Source organism: uncultured Thermus sp. (genome assembly GCF_938010445.1).
In the GTDB taxonomy this organism is placed as follows: domain Bacteria; phylum Deinococcota; class Deinococci; order Deinococcales; family Thermaceae; genus Thermus; species Thermus altitudinis.
Map to the genome: position 1 here is coordinate 1 of NZ_CALLUR010000023.1, position 15,086 is coordinate 15,086.

Here is a 15,086-nt window from a genome sequence, read left to right on the forward strand (position 1 = left end):
GGGAGAAGGCCTTGCGGGAGGTCCTGACCCGGCTCGGGGCCCTGGCGGAGGAGGAAAGGGCCAAGCGCGAGGCCCTAAAGGCCCTGGGGGTTCCACCCCGCCCCGGGGATCCCAAGGCCCTGGAGCAGGAGCTTCAGGGGGCGCAGGCCAGGCTTCAGGAGCTTAGGGAACGGTACAGGGAAAAACAGGGGGAGGCCCGGGCCCTCGAGGAGGAGGTGAAGCGGCTTTCCCAGGAGTTGGAGCATGGGCGCCGGGAGCTTTCCGGTCTGGAGGGGGAGGTGGGGCCCCTAACGGATCTCGGCGGACAAGAAGCGGGCTGGGAAAGGGCCCGGGAAGCCTTGGCCTCCTTGCGGCGGGAGAAGGAGGCCTTGGGGGCTGGGCTTTACCGCCTGCTTTGGGAAATGACGGGGGGGAGGCCGGTGGGGGAGCACATCGGGCAGCTTTCCCGAAGGCTGGAGGAGCTGGAAAAAAAGGAAGGGCGGGACCGCCAACTGGCCCAGGCCCTGGAGGAGGTTTCCCGGACCCTGGCGGGGCTTTCGGCCCAGGAGAAGGAGCAGGAAAAGGCCCTGGAGGAGGCCAGGGGCCGGGTCTTGGGCCTGATGCCCGAAGAGGAGGCCAAGGCCCTCTACCTCTCCCCTGAGGAGCGGGAGGCCTTGGCCAAGAGGGTCCGGGCCCACCGGGAGGAGGTTTCCCAGGTGGAGGCCCTCCTGGTGGAGGTGGAAAAGGAGGTCAGGGCCCGTTTTCCCGGTCCCCTCCCTTCCCTGGAGGAGGTGGAGGCCCGGCTTGGGGAGGTGGAGGCGCGGCTTTCCCAGGTGCAGGAGGACCTCCAGGGCAAGATGGGGAAAAAGGCCGTTTTGCAAGAGCGGCTCGAGGCCGTGGAGGGAAAGCTCAAGCACCGCCAGGCGCTGGAGGCCCGTCTGGCGGAGGTGGTGCGGGAGGTGGACCTATGGGAAAAGCTGGCCTTTGACCTGCAGCAGAACAACTTCCCCGCCTACCTCCTGGGCCTTAGGCAGAGGAACCTGGTGGAGCGGGCGGATGAGCTCATGGCCACCCTTTCCGCGGGCCGCTACCGCCTCCGCTCCAAGGAGGACGAGTACCAGGTGCTGGACCTCTGGACGGAGACCGTGCGTCCGGTGAAGACCCTTTCCGGAGGGGAAAGCTTCCTGGCTAGCCTCTCCTTGGCCCTGGCCCTTTCCGAGGAGCTTTCCCGGGGGCGGCTTGGGGCCCTCTTTTTGGACGAGGGCTTTGGCACCCTGGACCCCGAGACCTTGGAGGTGGTGGCGGGGGTGTTGGAAGGCCTCCCCACCCGGGGGCGGCTGGTGGGGATCGTCACCCATGTGGAGGCCTTGGCGGAGAGGCTTCCCGCAAGGCTTCGGGTGCGCAAACACCCTTCGGGGAGCCGGGTGGAGTGGGCCTAGGGCCGGGCCGGGTTTGGGGACGGGATGGGGTAAAGGGGCGGAAAGGGTCTTTTGTCTCTACCCCACGAGATACCTGAGGGGATAGGGTGGAGAATGCCCGCAAACCCCCTTTGTCCCTTCCTGCCGGGCATGGAGGTGCGCCATGAAGAAGGCCAAGGACATCATGTCCACCGAGGTGGTGAAGATCCAGGGTTCGGCCACGGTGAAGGAGGCCATCAACCTCATGAAGGAGACCGGCCTTAGGGCCCTCATCGTGGACCGGCGCAACGAGGAGGACGCCTACGGCATCGTCACGGAAACCGACATCGTCTACAAGGTGATCGCCTACGGCAAGGATCCCACCACGGTGCAGGTGCACGAGATCATGACCAAGCCGGTGATCACCGTAAACCCTGACCTGGGCGTGGAGTACGTGGCCCGGCTCTTCGCCAACACCGGGATCCGCCGGGCACCGGTCATCCAGGGGGAGGTGATCGGCATCGTATCCGTGACGGACATCCTGCGCGAGGCGGTCTTCTGAGGCCAAAAGAGGGAAGGAGGCCCCCCTTAGGGGGGCTTCCTTTTCTTGACTTGGTCTAAGGGTTTGGGTAGGCTCCTGGTGGAGGTGCAGAATGCGGCGTTTGCTAGCCCTGCTTTTGCTGTTGGGTTTGGCCGTGGCCCAGGGCCTCGAGGCCCTCTGGAAGCCGGTGGAGGTGCCGGGAGGGGTCTGCTCCGATGGGTCCCCCTATCGGTTTTACGTGAGCCCGGGGGACCCCAAAAAGGTGGTCATTGATTTCCAGGGAGGCGGGGCCTGCTGGGACGCCGCCACCTGCAGCCCCCAAAGCCAGACATACCGCAAGCGGGTGGATATTCAGGAGCTTCTCCTGGCCCAAGGTATCTATAACCGCATCAGCGTGGCCAACCCCTTCCACGGCTGGACCCACGTCTTTGTGCCCTACTGCACCGGGGATCTCCATGTGGGCCGGGCTACGGTGGACTACGGGGGCTTTAGGGTGCACCACCAGGGGGCCAGGAACGCCCTGGCGGCCTTGGAGTACGTGTTCCGCAACCACACGGACCCGGAAAGGGTCTTCGTGACCGGTTGCTCCGCTGGAGCCTATGGGGCAGTCTTCTTCGCGGACAAGGTGCTTTCCACCTACAAAAACGCCCAGGTGGCGGTCTGCGGGGATGCTGGGGTAGGGGTGCGCACCCCGGGCTTCCCGGGCTTTAGCGTCTGGAACCCGCGCCTGCCCGAGCTTTCGGGCCTTTCCCAGAACCCGGAGGTGGCGGAGATCTACCTGGCCCTGGCGAAGGCCTTCCCCAAGGCCCGCATCGCCCAGTACACCACCCTTTTGGACGGCACCCAGATCTTCTTCTATGGCCTCATGAAAGGGGAGAGGAGCCCTTCCGAGGCCACGGCCCGGGAGTGGGCCGAAGGGGCCATGAAGGCCGTCCTGGCCCCGGCCCAGGCGGAAAACTACACCTTCTTTTTAGCCCCGGGGAGCCAGCACTGCATCCTGCCCAGGCCCGAGCTGTACACCTTGAAGGTGGGGGAGGTTTCCTTCCTGGATTGGCTTAGGGCCTTGGCGGAGGGTAAGGGGGCTCCTAGGGTGCGCCCTTAAGGCCGAAGGCGGCGAACCAGGCCTTGAGCTCTGGGTCAAGCGCCAAAAGGAGCCCGTGCCCCTTTTTCCGGTCCAGGGGGGCGGCCTCCAGGCAGGCCTTCAACAGGCTGTCCCCCTTCGTTTCCAGAAGCTCCTGGGCCTTGAGGGTGAACTGGGCCTGGAACCATAGGGCGCTTTTTAGGTCTCCCCGCCTCCTCTCGTAGGCGGAGAGGCTTCGCCTTTCCGGCTCGAGGCGGCTCAGGTAGCGGCAGAAGGCCAATAGGGATGCCGCGAGGTCGGGCCTGGCGCGGGCTAGGCCCAGGAGGAAAAGGTAGTTGGCCAAGAACTCGTCCAACCACCTTGCCCCCGTCCTCAGGCGCCAGGCCGCCTGAAGGGCGTGGGCGTACTCGTGGCCCAGGTTCAGATCCAAGAAGGCGGGGATTTCCATGGGAGGGGGCCCCAGGGGAAGCAGGGTTTCGCGGAAGCGGTGGAGGAGCCTTTCGGGGTAGGTGAGGGGGGCAAAGAGGGACAGCCTGCCCCCTTCGCTGCGCTGAAAGGCCAGGCCGTAAGGGTAGGGGACCAGGGCCTGCCAGTCCCTCTCGGAAAGGACGTAGAGGGTCACGGGGGGTACCGGGGCGTAGGGGGTATAGGCCTCCCGTAGCTCCAGAAGGTAGTCCCGGAGGCTTTCGGCCCTCAGCACCCCTCCCTCGGAGGCGAAGACGGGGATATGGGGATGGGGCAGGGCCTTCATCCCCATCCCCTTCACCCCCTTGCCCGGATCTCCCCAGGCCCCCACATCCCCTAGATGACCTCCCGGAAGCCCAGGCGCTCTGCTTGGGCCCGGAGCTCCTCCTTAAGGGCCTGGTGCTGGGGCCAGGAGAGATCGGGGTCCATTTCCAGGATACGCTTGGCCAGGGCCCGGGCCTTTTCAATGACCTCCGTGTCCTCGGCCAGGTCCCCCAGCTTCAGTTCCGGGTACCCCGACTGCCGGGTGCCCCTGAGCTCCCCTGGTCCCCTTAGCTTCAGGTCCATCTCCGCGATGTAGAAGCCGTCGTTGGACTCCTCGAGGACCTTTAGGCGCCTTAGGGTTTTCTGGCTGGCTTCCCCGGCGATCAGGATGGCATAGCCTTCCAGCCCCCCCCGCCCCACCCGGCCCCTCAGCTGGTGGAGCTGGGCCAGGCCGAAGCGCTCGGCGTTTTCCACGATGATGAGGCTCGCCTTGGGGATGTCTACCCCCACCTCCACCACGGTGGTGGATACCAAAAGGTCAAAGGCGCCCTGGCGGAAGGCCTCCATGACGCTATCCTTTTCCCGGGCGGGCATCTTTCCGTGAAGGAGGGCCATGCGCACCCCAGGGAGAAGGCCTTGCAGCTCCTGGTAGAGGGCGGTGGCCGCCTTCAGGTCCAGTTCCTCCGACTCCTCAATGGCCGGGGCCACCACGAAGACCTGGTGCCCCTTCCTCACCTCCTCCCGGGCGAAGGCGTAGGCCTGCAGGCGCAGCCGGTGGGGGAGGACCTTGGTCCTCACGGGCTTTCGCCCGGGGGGCATCTCGTCCAGGAGGCTGACCTCGAGGTCCCCATAGAGGGTTAGGGCCAGGGAACGGGGGATGGGGGTGGCGGACATCACCAGGACATCGGGAGGAACCCGGGCCATCTTGAGGAGGGCCCGCCGCTGCAAGACGCCAAAGCGGTGCTCCTCGTCCACCACCGCAAGCCCCAGGTCCTTAAACCCCACCCCCTCCTGGATGAGGGCATGGGTGCCCACCGCCACCTGGGCTTCCCCGGAAAGAAGCCTCTGGATGGCCCCTTCCTTCTCCTTGGGGGTCATGGACCCCAAAAGGAGCTCCACCCGCACCCCCAGGGGGAAAAGGTACTGGGTCAGGTTCCCGTAGTGCTGCTTGGCCAGGATCTCCGTGGGGGCCATGAGGGCCCCTTGGGCCCCGTTCATGGCCGCCAGAAAGAGGGCATAGGCGGCCACCACCGTCTTACCCGAGCCCACATCCCCCTGGAGGAGGCGGGCCATCTGCCGGGGGCTTTGCATGTCCTGGGCGATCTCCCCCATGACCCGCTCCTGGGCCCGGGTGAGGGGAAAGGGCAGGGCTTTCTTGAAGGTTTCCGTCCAAGCCTCCTCCACCCGGAAGCTCCGGCCTAGGACCAGGCCCCCGGCGTCCAGAAGGGCCTTGAGCTCCAAGAGGAGGTACTCGTCAAACTTGAGGCGAAGGAGGGCCTTTTTCAAGGCCTCCTCATCCTCGGGGAAGTGGATCTGGCGCAGGGCCTCGGCGTACGGGAGAAGACGGTGCTCCTCCCGGTAGGCTTCCAGGGGGTCAGGGAGGGGGAGGGCCATTTCCAGGGCCCGGTGGACGGTGCGGCGCAGGAACGCCTGCCCGATCCCCTCCTTGGCGGGGTAGATGGGCACGATCCTCCCCGTGGAGAGGGACTCGGTGCCCTCGTTCTCAAAGTGCTCCACGTAAAGCTGCACCCCGTTGCGCCGCTGCACCCGGCCCGTGACGATCAGGGTATCCCCCTCCTGGATCTGGGAGAGAACCCAGGTTTGGTTGAACCAGACCAAGGTTAAGCGAAAGCCCCAAGCATCCTGGGCCCGCACCTGCACCAGCTGCATCCCCTTCTTGGGGGTTTTCACCAGCTCCTTGGCCAGGACCCTCACGGCGAGGGTGGCCTTCTGGCCGTCCTCCAGGAAGCGCACCCCGGGAAGGGCTCGCCGGTCCTCATAGCGGCGGGGGTAGTAGTGGAGGATATCCCGCACCGTGTGCAAGGAGAGCTCGGCCAGCCTCTTGCGGCTTTGGGGCGGGACCAGGAGGTGGGCGGGGTCCTGGAGGGTGAGGCGGGGGGGCTGGGGCCGGGCGGGGGGTTCCCCCCTGCTTGCGGCCAGCGGTTCTTGGCCATTCTCCAGGAAGCGGATGGCCTCCTCCAGGACCGCCTTGCGCTCCTCCGGGGTTTTCCCACCGTACCCCAGGAAAAGCCTTTGCAGGTGGGGAAAGGGCTTGGCCAGGTTCTGGATGAGGGATTCCAAGCCCCCCACCACCACCTGGTCCCGGGCCCCGTCCTTTAGCTCCCTAAGGAGGGGCCTGAGGAGCCTTTGGCGAAGCTCCCCTTCCCTCACGTTCTCCATGATACCCTTAGGCCTGTGAGCCGCGTGGAGCGACTACCGAATGGGCTTCTTCTGGCCCTCGAGGAGCGGGACTACCCCGGGGTGGCCTTCGGGCTTCTGGTGCCTGCCGGGGCGGTGAACGAGCCCGAGGGGCTTCTGGGTGCCAGCACCCTTCTGGAGGGGTGGCTTTGGAAGGGGGCTGGGGAACTGGACGCTTGGGGGCTGGCCCAGGCCCTGGACGCCCTGGGCGTTAGGCGGCAAAGCGGGGCGGGGCTGGAGTACACCCTCTTCTCCGCCGCCTTCTTGCCGGAAGCCTTGGAGGAGGTCTTCCGGCTCTATGCCCTCCTCCTCCTTAGGCCCAAGCTTCCCGAGGAGGGCTTTGAGGCGGTGAGAAGCGTGGCCCTGCAGGCCCTCCTTTCCCAGGAGGACCAGCCGGCCCGGAAGCTCTTCTCCGAGCTGCGAAAAAGGGTCTTCCTCTCCCCCCATGGCAGGGATCCCTTGGGGGAGGAGGAGAGCCTGAAGAGGGCCACACCTAAGGCGGTGCGGGAGGACTTTGCCAGGCGCTACACCCCGAAAGGGGCCATCTTGGCGGTGGCGGGAGGGGTTTCCTGGGAAAGGCTTCTGAAGGCCCTGGAGCCCCTTATGGCCTGGGAGGGGGAGGAGGCCTTTTACCCAAAGCCCAGGCTTTCCGAGCCTCAGCGCTTCCTCCTCAAGCGCGCCACGGCCCAGGTGCAGATCGGCCTGGCCTACCCGGATGTGGGCCCGGAGGACCCCCGGTTCTATGCGGCCCGGCTGGCCCTGGAGGTGCTCTCGGGGGGCATGAGCAGCCGCCTCTTCACCGAGGTACGGGAGAAAAGGGGCCTGGTCTATGCGGTGAGCGCCTTCCCCGCCGGGGTCAAGGGCCAGGGCCTCCTCATGGCCTATGGGGGCACCACCAAGGAGCGGGCCAGGGAGACGTTGGAGGTCATGCTGGCGGAGGTGGAGCGCCTGGCGGAAGGGGTCACGGAGGAGGAGCTTTCCCGGGCCAAGGTGGGGCTCAAGACCGCCTTGGTGATGGCGGATGAGTCCATCCGAAGCCGGGCCGCCTCCATGGTGCGGGACCTCTTCATGCTGGGGCGGGTCCGGCCCCTTTCCGAGATCGAGGAGGCCATAGAAGGTACGGGCCTTGCGGCGGTGAACGCCTTCTTGCGGGAACACCCCTACCGCAACCCCTGGGTGGGGCTTTTGGGCGAGGTGGACGATGTTTCGTGAGGCGGAACTGAAAAATGGCCTGAGGGTCATCGCTGAGGTGCTTCCGGAGGCGCGGAGCGTGGCCTTGGGCTACTTTGTCCGGACGGGGGCCCGGGACGAGGCCCCCGAGGAGAGCGGGGTGAGCCATTTCCTGGAGCATATGGTCTTCAAGGGTCCGGAAGGGATGAGCGCCTGGGAGGTGAACCTGGCCTTTGACCGCCTGGGAGCCCAGTACAACGCCTTCACCTCCGAGGAGGCCACGGTCTACTATGGGGCGGTTTTGCCGGAGTTCGCCTTCCCCCTGCTGGAGCTTTTCTCCCGGCTCATGCGCCCTGCCTTGCGCCCGGAGGACTTTGCCACCGAAAAAAAGGTCATCCTGGAGGAGATCGCCCGCTACCAGGACCGCCCGGGCTTCATGGCCTACGATTGGGCCCGGGCCCGCTTCTTCCAGGGACACCCCCTGGGGAATAGCGTCCTGGGCACGGTGGAGAGCATCACCGCGCTCACGCGGGAGGCCATGGCCGCCTACCACGGGAGGCGTTACCTGCCGGGGAACATGGTGCTGGCCGCCACGGGAAAGGTGGACTTTGAGGCCCTGGTGGCCGAGGCGGAACGGCTCACGGAGGATTGGCCTCTAGGGGAGGCGGGAAGGACCTACCCACCCTTAAGCCCTGCCCAGGGGGTGGAGGAGCACCCCTACGAGAAGGCCCGGGCCCTCTACCTGGTGGGCCTTTTCCCCGGGGTGGGCTACCAGGAGGAGGAGCGTTTTGCCGCCCAGGTGCTGGCCCACCTCCTGGGTGAGGAGGGCTCGGGGCGGCTCCACTTCGCCCTGGTGGATACGGGCCTCGCCGAGGCGGCCTCCTTTGGCCACGAGGAGGCGGATAGGGCCGGTTTCTTCCACGCCTACGTCCAGGCGGACCCGGCCAACAAGGAAGCGGTGTTGGCCGTCCTTAAGGAGGAGCTTGACCGGATCACCCTCGAGGGCGTGGGGGAGGAGGAGGTGGAAAAGGCCAAAACCCCCTTGGCCACAGGCCTGGTCTTCGCCGGGGAAACCCCCATGGGGAGGCTTTTCCACCTGGGGATGGAGTACCTGTACACGGGCCGGTACCTCTCCCTGGCCCAGGTGAAGGAAAGGGTGCTCCAGGTGGGGGCTAAGGAGGTAAACGCCCTTCTGGAGAGGGGCCTTTTGCCAAGGGGCCTCTACTACCTGGTGTTGCCCCATGGAGCCTAAGGCCCTAGGGGCGGCCCTCCTCACCATCCTCTTCTGGGCCAGCGCCTTTGCCGGCATCCGGGCGGGGCTCCAGGGCCTAAGCCCTGGGCACCTGGTCCTCCTGCGTTTTCTGGTGGCCAGCGCCCTGCTTCTCCTTTACGCCCGCCTGCACGGTCTTCGCCCACCCAGGAAGGAGGACCTTCCCCGCCTTTTTCTCCTGGGGTTTTTGGGCATCACCGTTTACCACACCGCCTTGGTCTACGGGGAGCTCACGGTGAGCGCAGGGGCCGCGAGCCTGCTCATCGCTACCGGGCCGGTGTTTACCGCCCTCCTCTCCTTCTTCTTCCTGGGGGAGCGGCTTAGGCCCGTAGGGGTGCTGGGGTTTGCCCTGGCCTTTCTGGGCTCCTTGTTGATCGCCTTCGGGGAGGGAGGCGGGGTGTCCTTGAGCCCGGGGGCTTTCTTGATCCTGCTTTCCGCCCTTTCCACCTCCTTGTACTTCGTTTGGCAAAAGCCCCTTTTTGCCCGTTACGGCAGCCGGGAGATGACGGTTTACACCATGGTTTTGGGCACGCTTCCCCTTCTCGTCTTTCTGCCCGGCCTGGGGGAGGCCCTGCTCCGGGCGCCCCGCCCGGCCCTTTACAGCGCCCTGTACCTGGGCGTGTTCCCCGGGGCCCTGGCCTACCTCACCTGGACCTATGCCCTTTCCCGCACCCCGGCCTCCCGCCTTTCCAGTTTTCTTTACCTGTCGCCGGTCCTGGCCATCCTGATCGCCTACGGGTGGCTGGGTGAGATCCCTTCCCCCTTTTCCCTCCTGGGCGGGGCCTTGGCGCTGGTGGGCGTCCTTTTGGTGAACCTCAGGGGCGTAAAATAGCCCGAGAGGTGCCGGTATGGAGGTAAAGCGGATTGGCGTGGTGGGCGCAGGACAGATGGGCAGCGGCATCGCCCAGGTGGCGGCCCAGGCGGGGTTTGAGGTGGTGCTGGTGGACGTGGCGGAGGGCTTCCTGGAAAGGGGCCTGAAGGCCATCCAGCGGTCCCTAAGCAAGTTTCTGGAGAAGGGGCGGATCGCTCCCCAGGACCTGGAGGCCACCTTGGGGCGGATCCGCACCACCGTGGTCCTGGGGGACCTGGCGGAGGCCGACCTGGTGGTGGAGGCCATCGTGGAGGACGAAGGGGAAAAGCGCCGCCTCTTTGAGCGCCTGGGAAGCCTGGTGAAGCCCGAGGCCATTCTGGCCAGCAACACCTCCTCCATCCCCATCACCGCCCTAGCCCGCTACTCGGGAAGGCCCGAGCGCTTTATCGGCATGCACTTCTTCAACCCCGTGCCCCTCATGCAGTTGGTGGAGGTGATCCGGGGGGAGCTTACCGCGGAGGAAACGCGGGATGTGGTGATGGCGGTGGCCAAAAGGATGGGGAAGACCCCCCTCGAGGTCCAAGACTACCCCGGCTTCGTCTCCAACCGCCTCCTCATGCCCATGATCAACGAGGCCATTGAGGCCCTAAGGGAAGGGGTGGCCAGCAAGGAGGCCATAGATGGGGTCATGCGCCTGGGGATGAACCACCCCATGGGGCCTTTGGAGCTGGCCGACCTCATCGGCCTGGACACCTGCTTGGCCATCATGGAGGTTCTGCACCGGGGCTTTGGCGACGATAAGTACCGGCCCTCCCCCCTGCTTCGGCGCATGGTGCAGGCGGGGCTTTTGGGCCGGAAAACGGGAAGGGGGTTTTACACCTACGACCAGCAGGGGAACAGGGTGGGCTGAGGAAGTGGATGGGTCATGGCTTCCCGGTAAAGGAACCGCCCCCAAGGGGTCTTGATCCCTTTCCAGGGAAAGGGGGCCGGTGAGGGGTAAGGCCAGCAGTACGCCTTGGAAAGGCTTCCTCTAGGGAATACACTGGGCCCATGGAGCTTCCGCGTGCCTATGGCTTGCTTCTGCACCCCACCAGCCTCCCCGGACCTTATGGCATCGGGGTTTTAGGGGAGGAGGCCCGGGGCTTTCTTCGCTTTCTCCAGGATTTTGGCGGGCGGTACTGGCAGGTTTTGCCCCTAGGCCCCACGGGCTATGGGGACTCCCCCTACCAGGCCTTTAGCGCCTTTGCTGGGAATCCCTACCTCATTGACCTCCGCCCCTTGGCGGAAGCGGGGTATATGGCCCTAAAAGACCCTGGCTTCCCCCAAGGGCGGGTGGACTACGGCGGGCTTTACGCCTGGAAGTGGCCGGTGCTCCGGGCGGCCTTCCAGGGTTTTCAGGAGCGGGCTCCCCAAGGGGAACGGGAGGCTTTCCAGGAGTTTTGGGAAAGGGAGGCCTTTTGGCTTCGGGACTACGCCCTCTTCATGGCCCTTAAGGAGGCCCATGGGGGGCTTCCCTGGAACCGCTGGCCCATGCCCCTTCGCCTAAGGGAGGATAAGGCGCTAAAGGAAGCCGAGGGCCAACTTTCCCAGGCGGTGGCCTTTCACGCCTGGACCCAGTGGCTCTTTTTCCAGCAGTGGGGCGCCCTAAGGGAGGAGGCAGAGGCCTTGGGCTTAGCCTTCATCGGGGACATGCCCATCTTCGTGGCCGAGGACTCCGCGGAGGTCTGGGCCCATCCCGAGTGGTTCCATCTGGATGAGGAGGGAAGGCCCACGGTGGTGGCCGGGGTGCCCCCGGATTACTTTTCGGAAACGGGCCAGCGCTGGGGGAATCCCCTGTACCGCTGGGAGGTGCTGGAAAAGGAGGGGTTCTCCTTCTGGATGGCGCGCCTAAGGAAGGCCCTGGAGCTCTTCCACCTGGTGCGCATTGACCACTTCCGGGGGTTTGAGGCCTACTGGGAGATCCCCGCCTCCTGCCCCACGGCGGTGGAGGGGCGCTGGGTGAAGGCCCCGGGGGAGAAGCTCTTCCAGAAGATTCAGGAAACCTTTGGCCAGGTGCCCATCCTGGCGGAGGACCTAGGGGTTATCACCGAGGAGGTGGTGGCCTTAAGGGAGCGGTTTGGCCTGCCCGGGATGAAGGTCTTGCAGTTCGCCTTTGACGGGGGGAGGGAAAACCCTTTCCTCCCCCACAACTATCCCCCCCATGGCCGGGTGGTGGTCTATACCGGTACCCACGACAACGACACCACCTTAGGCTGGTACCGCACCGCCACCCCCCACGAAAAGGCCTTCCTGGAACGGTATCTGGCGGAGTGGGGGATCGGCTTCCAGGGGGAGGAGGAGGTGCCCTGGGCCCTCATGCACCTGGGGATGAAATCGGTGGCCCAGCTTGCCGTCTACCCGGTGCAGGATGTCTTGGCCCTGGGAAGCGAGGCCCGCATGAACTACCCTGGAAGGCCCTTCGGCAACTGGGCCTGGCGGCTTCGCCCGGGGGAGCTGAGGCCGGAGCACGGGGAGCGGCTTCTTTGGATGGCGAAGGCCACGGATAGGGTGTAGGAGCCGCCCACCCTGGCCAAGCCAGGGTGGGGGACGGCCCAAGGCCTTTAGCCCAAGGCTTTTTTCACCAGCTCCACGATCTCGTCAATGGTGTCCGCCACGGGGATCCCCGCCTCGGCGAAGGCCTTCAGCTTGGACTCCGGGGTGCCCACGTTCCCCATGATGATGGCCCCTGCATGGCCCATGCGCTTCCCCTTGGGGGCGCTTCGGCCACCGATGAAGCCCACCACCGGCTTCTTCATGTTCTCCCGGATCCAGGCTGCCGCCTCCTCCTCGTCGGAGCCCCCGATCTCCCCAATGAGGACCACGGCCTCGGTCTCGGGGTCCTCGTTGAAGAGGGGGAGGAGGTCCTTGAAGGTGGTGCCGATCACCGGGTCGCCCCCAATGCCCACGGTGGTGGTGGTGCCCAGGCCCGCCTGGGAGAGGGCGGCGGCGGCCTCGTAGGTGAGGGTACCGGAGCGGCTTATGAGCCCCACCTTGCCCCGCTTAAACACGTGGCCCGGCATGATGCCGATCTTGCTCTCCTCGGCGCTGATGATCCCGGGGCAGTTGCCCCCGATGAGGCGGCTACCCAAGGCCTTGATCTCCGCCACCGCCTTCACCATATCCAGGGTGGGGATGCCCTCGGTGATGAGGACGATGAGGGGAATACCGGCATGGGCCGCCTCGAGGGCCGCATCCGCCGCCGCCGGGGCCGGCACGAAGATGATGGAGGCGTCAACGGGGTGCTGGGCCACGGCCTCTTTGACCGTGTCGTAGACGGGAAGGCCTAGGACCTCGGTTCCCCCTTTCCCTGGGGTGACCCCGGCCACCACCCGGGTGCCGTAGTCCAACATCTGCTGGGTGTGAAACTGCCCCTCCCGGCCGGTGATGCCCTGGACCAGGACGCGGGTTTCGCGATGGATCAGGATCACGCCGCACCTCCCACCATGGCCACGATGGCCTTGGCCGCCTCCATGGACGTGGGGTACATGTAGATGGGCTTGCCCTCCAGTAGCCTCTTGGCCTCCTCCTCGGCGGTCCCCGCCACCCGCATGACCACGGGTTTGCTGAGAAGCCCTTCCTCCAGGGCCCGGATCACCCCCTTGGCCACCTCATCCGCACGGGTGATGCCGCCGAAGATGTTGATGAACACCCCCTTGACCTCGGGGTCCTTGAGGACCACCTTGAGGGCGTTATAGACCACCTCCGCCTTGGCCCCGCCCCCGATGTCCAGGAAGTTGGCGGGCCTGCCCCCCACCCGGTTCACCAGGTCCAGGGTGTACATGACCAACCCGGCCCCGTTCCCGATGACGCCAATGTTCCCTTGCAGCTTTACGTAGGCGAAGCCGTAGTTGCTGGCCTCCACCTCCAGGGGATGCTCGGCCTCAATCTCCCTTAGCTCGGCTAGATCCGGGTGCCGGAAGAGGGCGTTGTCGTCCAGGACGATCTTGGCATCGGCGGCCACCACCTGGCCCTCGGTGGTGACCACCAGGGGGTTGATCTCGGCGATGGAGGCATCCACCCCCTCGTAGGCCCGCCATAGGGCCACCAGGACCTGGGCCAGCTTGTTGAGGTGGCCCTCGAGGCCCGCCCGCTTCACCATCTCCCGGGCCTCAAAGGCCCGGAAGCCCTTGTGGGGGTCAATCCAAAACTTGTGGATGGCCTCGGGGCGTTCCGCCGCCACCTCCTCAATGTCCACGCCCCCCTCCTTGGAGAGCATGAGGACCACCTTCTTTTGGGAACGGTCCAGGATAAGCCCGGCGTAGTACTCCTTGGCGATGTCCACCGCCTCGGCCACCAGGACCTTCTTCACCGTGAGGCCCTTGATGTTCATCCCCAGGATGGCCTGGGCTTTCTCATAGGCCTCCTGGGGGGTGTCCGCCAGCTTTACGCCCCCGGCCTTGCCTCTGCCGCCCACGTGCACCTGGGCCTTGATCACCACCCGTTTGCCCAGCTCCTCGGCGATGCGCTTCGCCTCGTCCGGGGTGTAGGCCACCTTTCCCGGCGGCACCGGTACCCCGTAGCGGGCCAGAATCTCCTTGGCTTGATACTCGTGCAGGTTCAAGCTCCACCTCCTTGGCCGGCCAAGGCCGTTAGGCATTATAAGCCCCTGGGCCTTCAGCCATTAGCTTTGGGCCTCGGCGGCCGGCTGGGCGAAGAAGAGGCGGCCCACCTGGGTCTGGATGGCCTGGGTGATGACCACCTCCACCTCCTGGCCCCGGTACCGGATCCCCCCGTCCACCACCACCATGGAGCCATCCTCCAGGTAGCCCACCCCCTGGTGGGGCTCCTTGCCCTCCTTGAGGATGAGGAGCCTCAGGGTATCCCCCACCTTGAGCTGGGGGCGGAGGGCCTGGGCCAGGGCCTGGACGGAAAGGGCCTTGACCCCGTAGATCCTGGCCATCTGCAGGAGGGCCAGGTCGTTGCTGACCAGGGCGGCTTTTAGGTCCCGGGCCAGGAAGAGGAGCTTTTCGTCCACGCTTTCCCCTCTGGGGGCCTCTTCCAGCACCTCCAGGGATACCAGCTCCTTCAGCCTTTCCAGGGTTTCCAGACCCCGCCTCCCCTTGGCCCGCTTGAGGGGATCGGGGCTATCGGCGAAGTGCTGGAGCTCCTTCAGCACAAAGTGGGGCACGTAAAGCGGGCCTTCCAGGAAACCCGTGGCCGCCACCTCCGCCACCCTTCCGTCCACCAGGACGCTGGTGTCCAGCACCTTGCCCCCTTGGGGGCGGTGGGGGGTTTGGGGAAGGCGCAAATAGTCCTTGTAGCCCAAGGCCAGGTAGGCGAAAAGCCCCACCAGGAAAAGGGCTAAGAAAAGGCTATGGTAAGGGGAAAACCCGGGGATTTGCGAAAGCAAGGTGGTGAGCAACACGGTGAGGAGGAGGCCCAGCGTGGCCCCTAGGGTCAGGGCCACGGGCACCTCCGGGGGAAGCTCCCGCAACCGCTGTAGGGGTTTTTGCAGGAGGGCCTCGAGGCGGGGTGCCAAAAGGACCCCGGTGAGGAAGCCCGCCAGGGTGAGGTAAAGGCGGTTCAGGGAAAGCAGGCCCGCCGACCGGGGAAGAAGCCCCAGGTTCTCCAGGCCCACCGCCAGCTGGTAGCCCAAAAGGGCGAAGAACAGGTAAAGGAGAAGGGGGAAACTCATCCCAAATACCGCTCCA

13 protein-coding genes are annotated in these 15,086 nt (G+C 65.8%); 8 read left to right on the forward strand and 5 right to left on the reverse strand.

Going from position 1 to position 15,086, the window contains the following annotated elements; all coding sequences use genetic code 11:
- The 3 genes from Q0693_RS01175 to Q0693_RS01185 form a co-directional block, all read left to right on the forward strand.
- The coding region (locus tag Q0693_RS01175) for an SbcC/MukB-like Walker B domain-containing protein (RefSeq protein ID WP_298628536.1) at positions 1 to 1,418 on the forward strand (1,418 nt) is incomplete at its 5' end.
- A gap of 142 nt (positions 1,419 to 1,560) precedes the next feature.
- Positions 1,561 to 1,938 (forward strand): CBS domain-containing protein, encoded by a 378-nt coding sequence (locus Q0693_RS01180; protein WP_298628538.1) that lies wholly within the window; start codon positions 1,561 to 1,563, stop codon positions 1,936 to 1,938.
- A 91-nt stretch (positions 1,939 to 2,029) separates the two neighbouring features.
- Positions 2,030 to 3,019 (forward strand): pectin acetylesterase-family hydrolase, encoded by a 990-nt coding sequence (locus Q0693_RS01185; protein WP_298628540.1) that lies wholly within the window; start codon positions 2,030 to 2,032, stop codon positions 3,017 to 3,019.
- Here Q0693_RS01185 and Q0693_RS01190 read toward each other — a convergent pair.
- The gene (locus tag Q0693_RS01190; protein WP_298628553.1) at positions 3,003 to 3,749 is read right to left on the reverse strand and encodes a hypothetical protein; all 747 of its coding nucleotides are present in this window, start codon (positions 3,747 to 3,749) and stop codon (positions 3,003 to 3,005) included. The genes Q0693_RS01185 and Q0693_RS01190 overlap by 17 nt on opposite strands.
- Positions 3,750 to 3,799: 50 nt before the next feature.
- Positions 3,800 to 6,127, reverse strand: a complete 2,328-nt coding sequence (recG, locus tag Q0693_RS01195) for an ATP-dependent DNA helicase RecG (RefSeq protein ID WP_298628541.1) — start codon at positions 6,125 to 6,127, stop codon at positions 3,800 to 3,802.
- Positions 6,128 to 6,142: 15 nt separating this feature from the next.
- Between recG and Q0693_RS01200 the strand changes: the two genes are divergently transcribed.
- From Q0693_RS01200 to malQ, 5 genes are all read left to right on the forward strand, one after another.
- Entirely contained in the window at positions 6,143 to 7,357 is a 1,215-nt protein-coding gene (locus Q0693_RS01200) for a pitrilysin family protein (RefSeq protein ID WP_298628543.1), read from the forward strand.
- Positions 7,347 to 8,567 carry a pitrilysin family protein gene (locus Q0693_RS01205; protein WP_298628544.1) on the forward strand — a complete coding sequence of 407 codons (1,221 nt, stop codon included), beginning with the start codon at positions 7,347 to 7,349 and terminating at the stop codon, positions 8,565 to 8,567. Before Q0693_RS01200 ends, Q0693_RS01205 begins: the two co-directional genes overlap by 11 nt.
- The gene (locus Q0693_RS01210; protein ID WP_243029339.1) at positions 8,557 to 9,417 is read left to right on the forward strand and encodes a DMT family transporter; all 861 of its coding nucleotides are present in this window, start codon (positions 8,557 to 8,559) and stop codon (positions 9,415 to 9,417) included. Before Q0693_RS01205 ends, Q0693_RS01210 begins: the two co-directional genes overlap by 11 nt.
- Positions 9,418 to 9,433: 16 nt before the next feature.
- Positions 9,434 to 10,306, forward strand: coding sequence for a 3-hydroxybutyryl-CoA dehydrogenase (locus Q0693_RS01215; protein ID WP_298628547.1), 873 nt, complete (start codon positions 9,434 to 9,436; stop codon positions 10,304 to 10,306).
- 140 nt (positions 10,307 to 10,446) lie between these two features.
- Entirely contained in the window at positions 10,447 to 11,949 is a 1,503-nt protein-coding gene (malQ, locus tag Q0693_RS01220) for a 4-alpha-glucanotransferase (protein WP_298628549.1), read from the forward strand.
- 47 nt (positions 11,950 to 11,996) lie between these two features.
- On the opposite strand, the gene sucD is transcribed toward malQ, so the two are convergent.
- From sucD to Q0693_RS01235, 3 genes are read right to left on the reverse strand one after another with little or no spacing between them, the layout of a single operon-like run.
- Positions 11,997 to 12,863 (reverse strand): succinate--CoA ligase subunit alpha, encoded by an 867-nt coding sequence (sucD, locus tag Q0693_RS01225; RefSeq protein WP_298628551.1) that lies wholly within the window; start codon positions 12,861 to 12,863, stop codon positions 11,997 to 11,999.
- Positions 12,860 to 14,032, reverse strand: coding sequence for an ADP-forming succinate--CoA ligase subunit beta (sucC, locus tag Q0693_RS01230; RefSeq protein WP_243029343.1), 1,173 nt, complete (start codon positions 14,030 to 14,032; stop codon positions 12,860 to 12,862). Before sucC ends, sucD begins: the two co-directional genes overlap by 4 nt.
- Before the next feature lie 24 nt (positions 14,033 to 14,056).
- Entirely contained in the window at positions 14,057 to 15,070 is a 1,014-nt protein-coding gene (locus Q0693_RS01235; protein WP_298628555.1) for a PIN domain-containing protein, read from the reverse strand.
- Positions 15,071 to 15,086 lie beyond the last annotated feature (16 nt).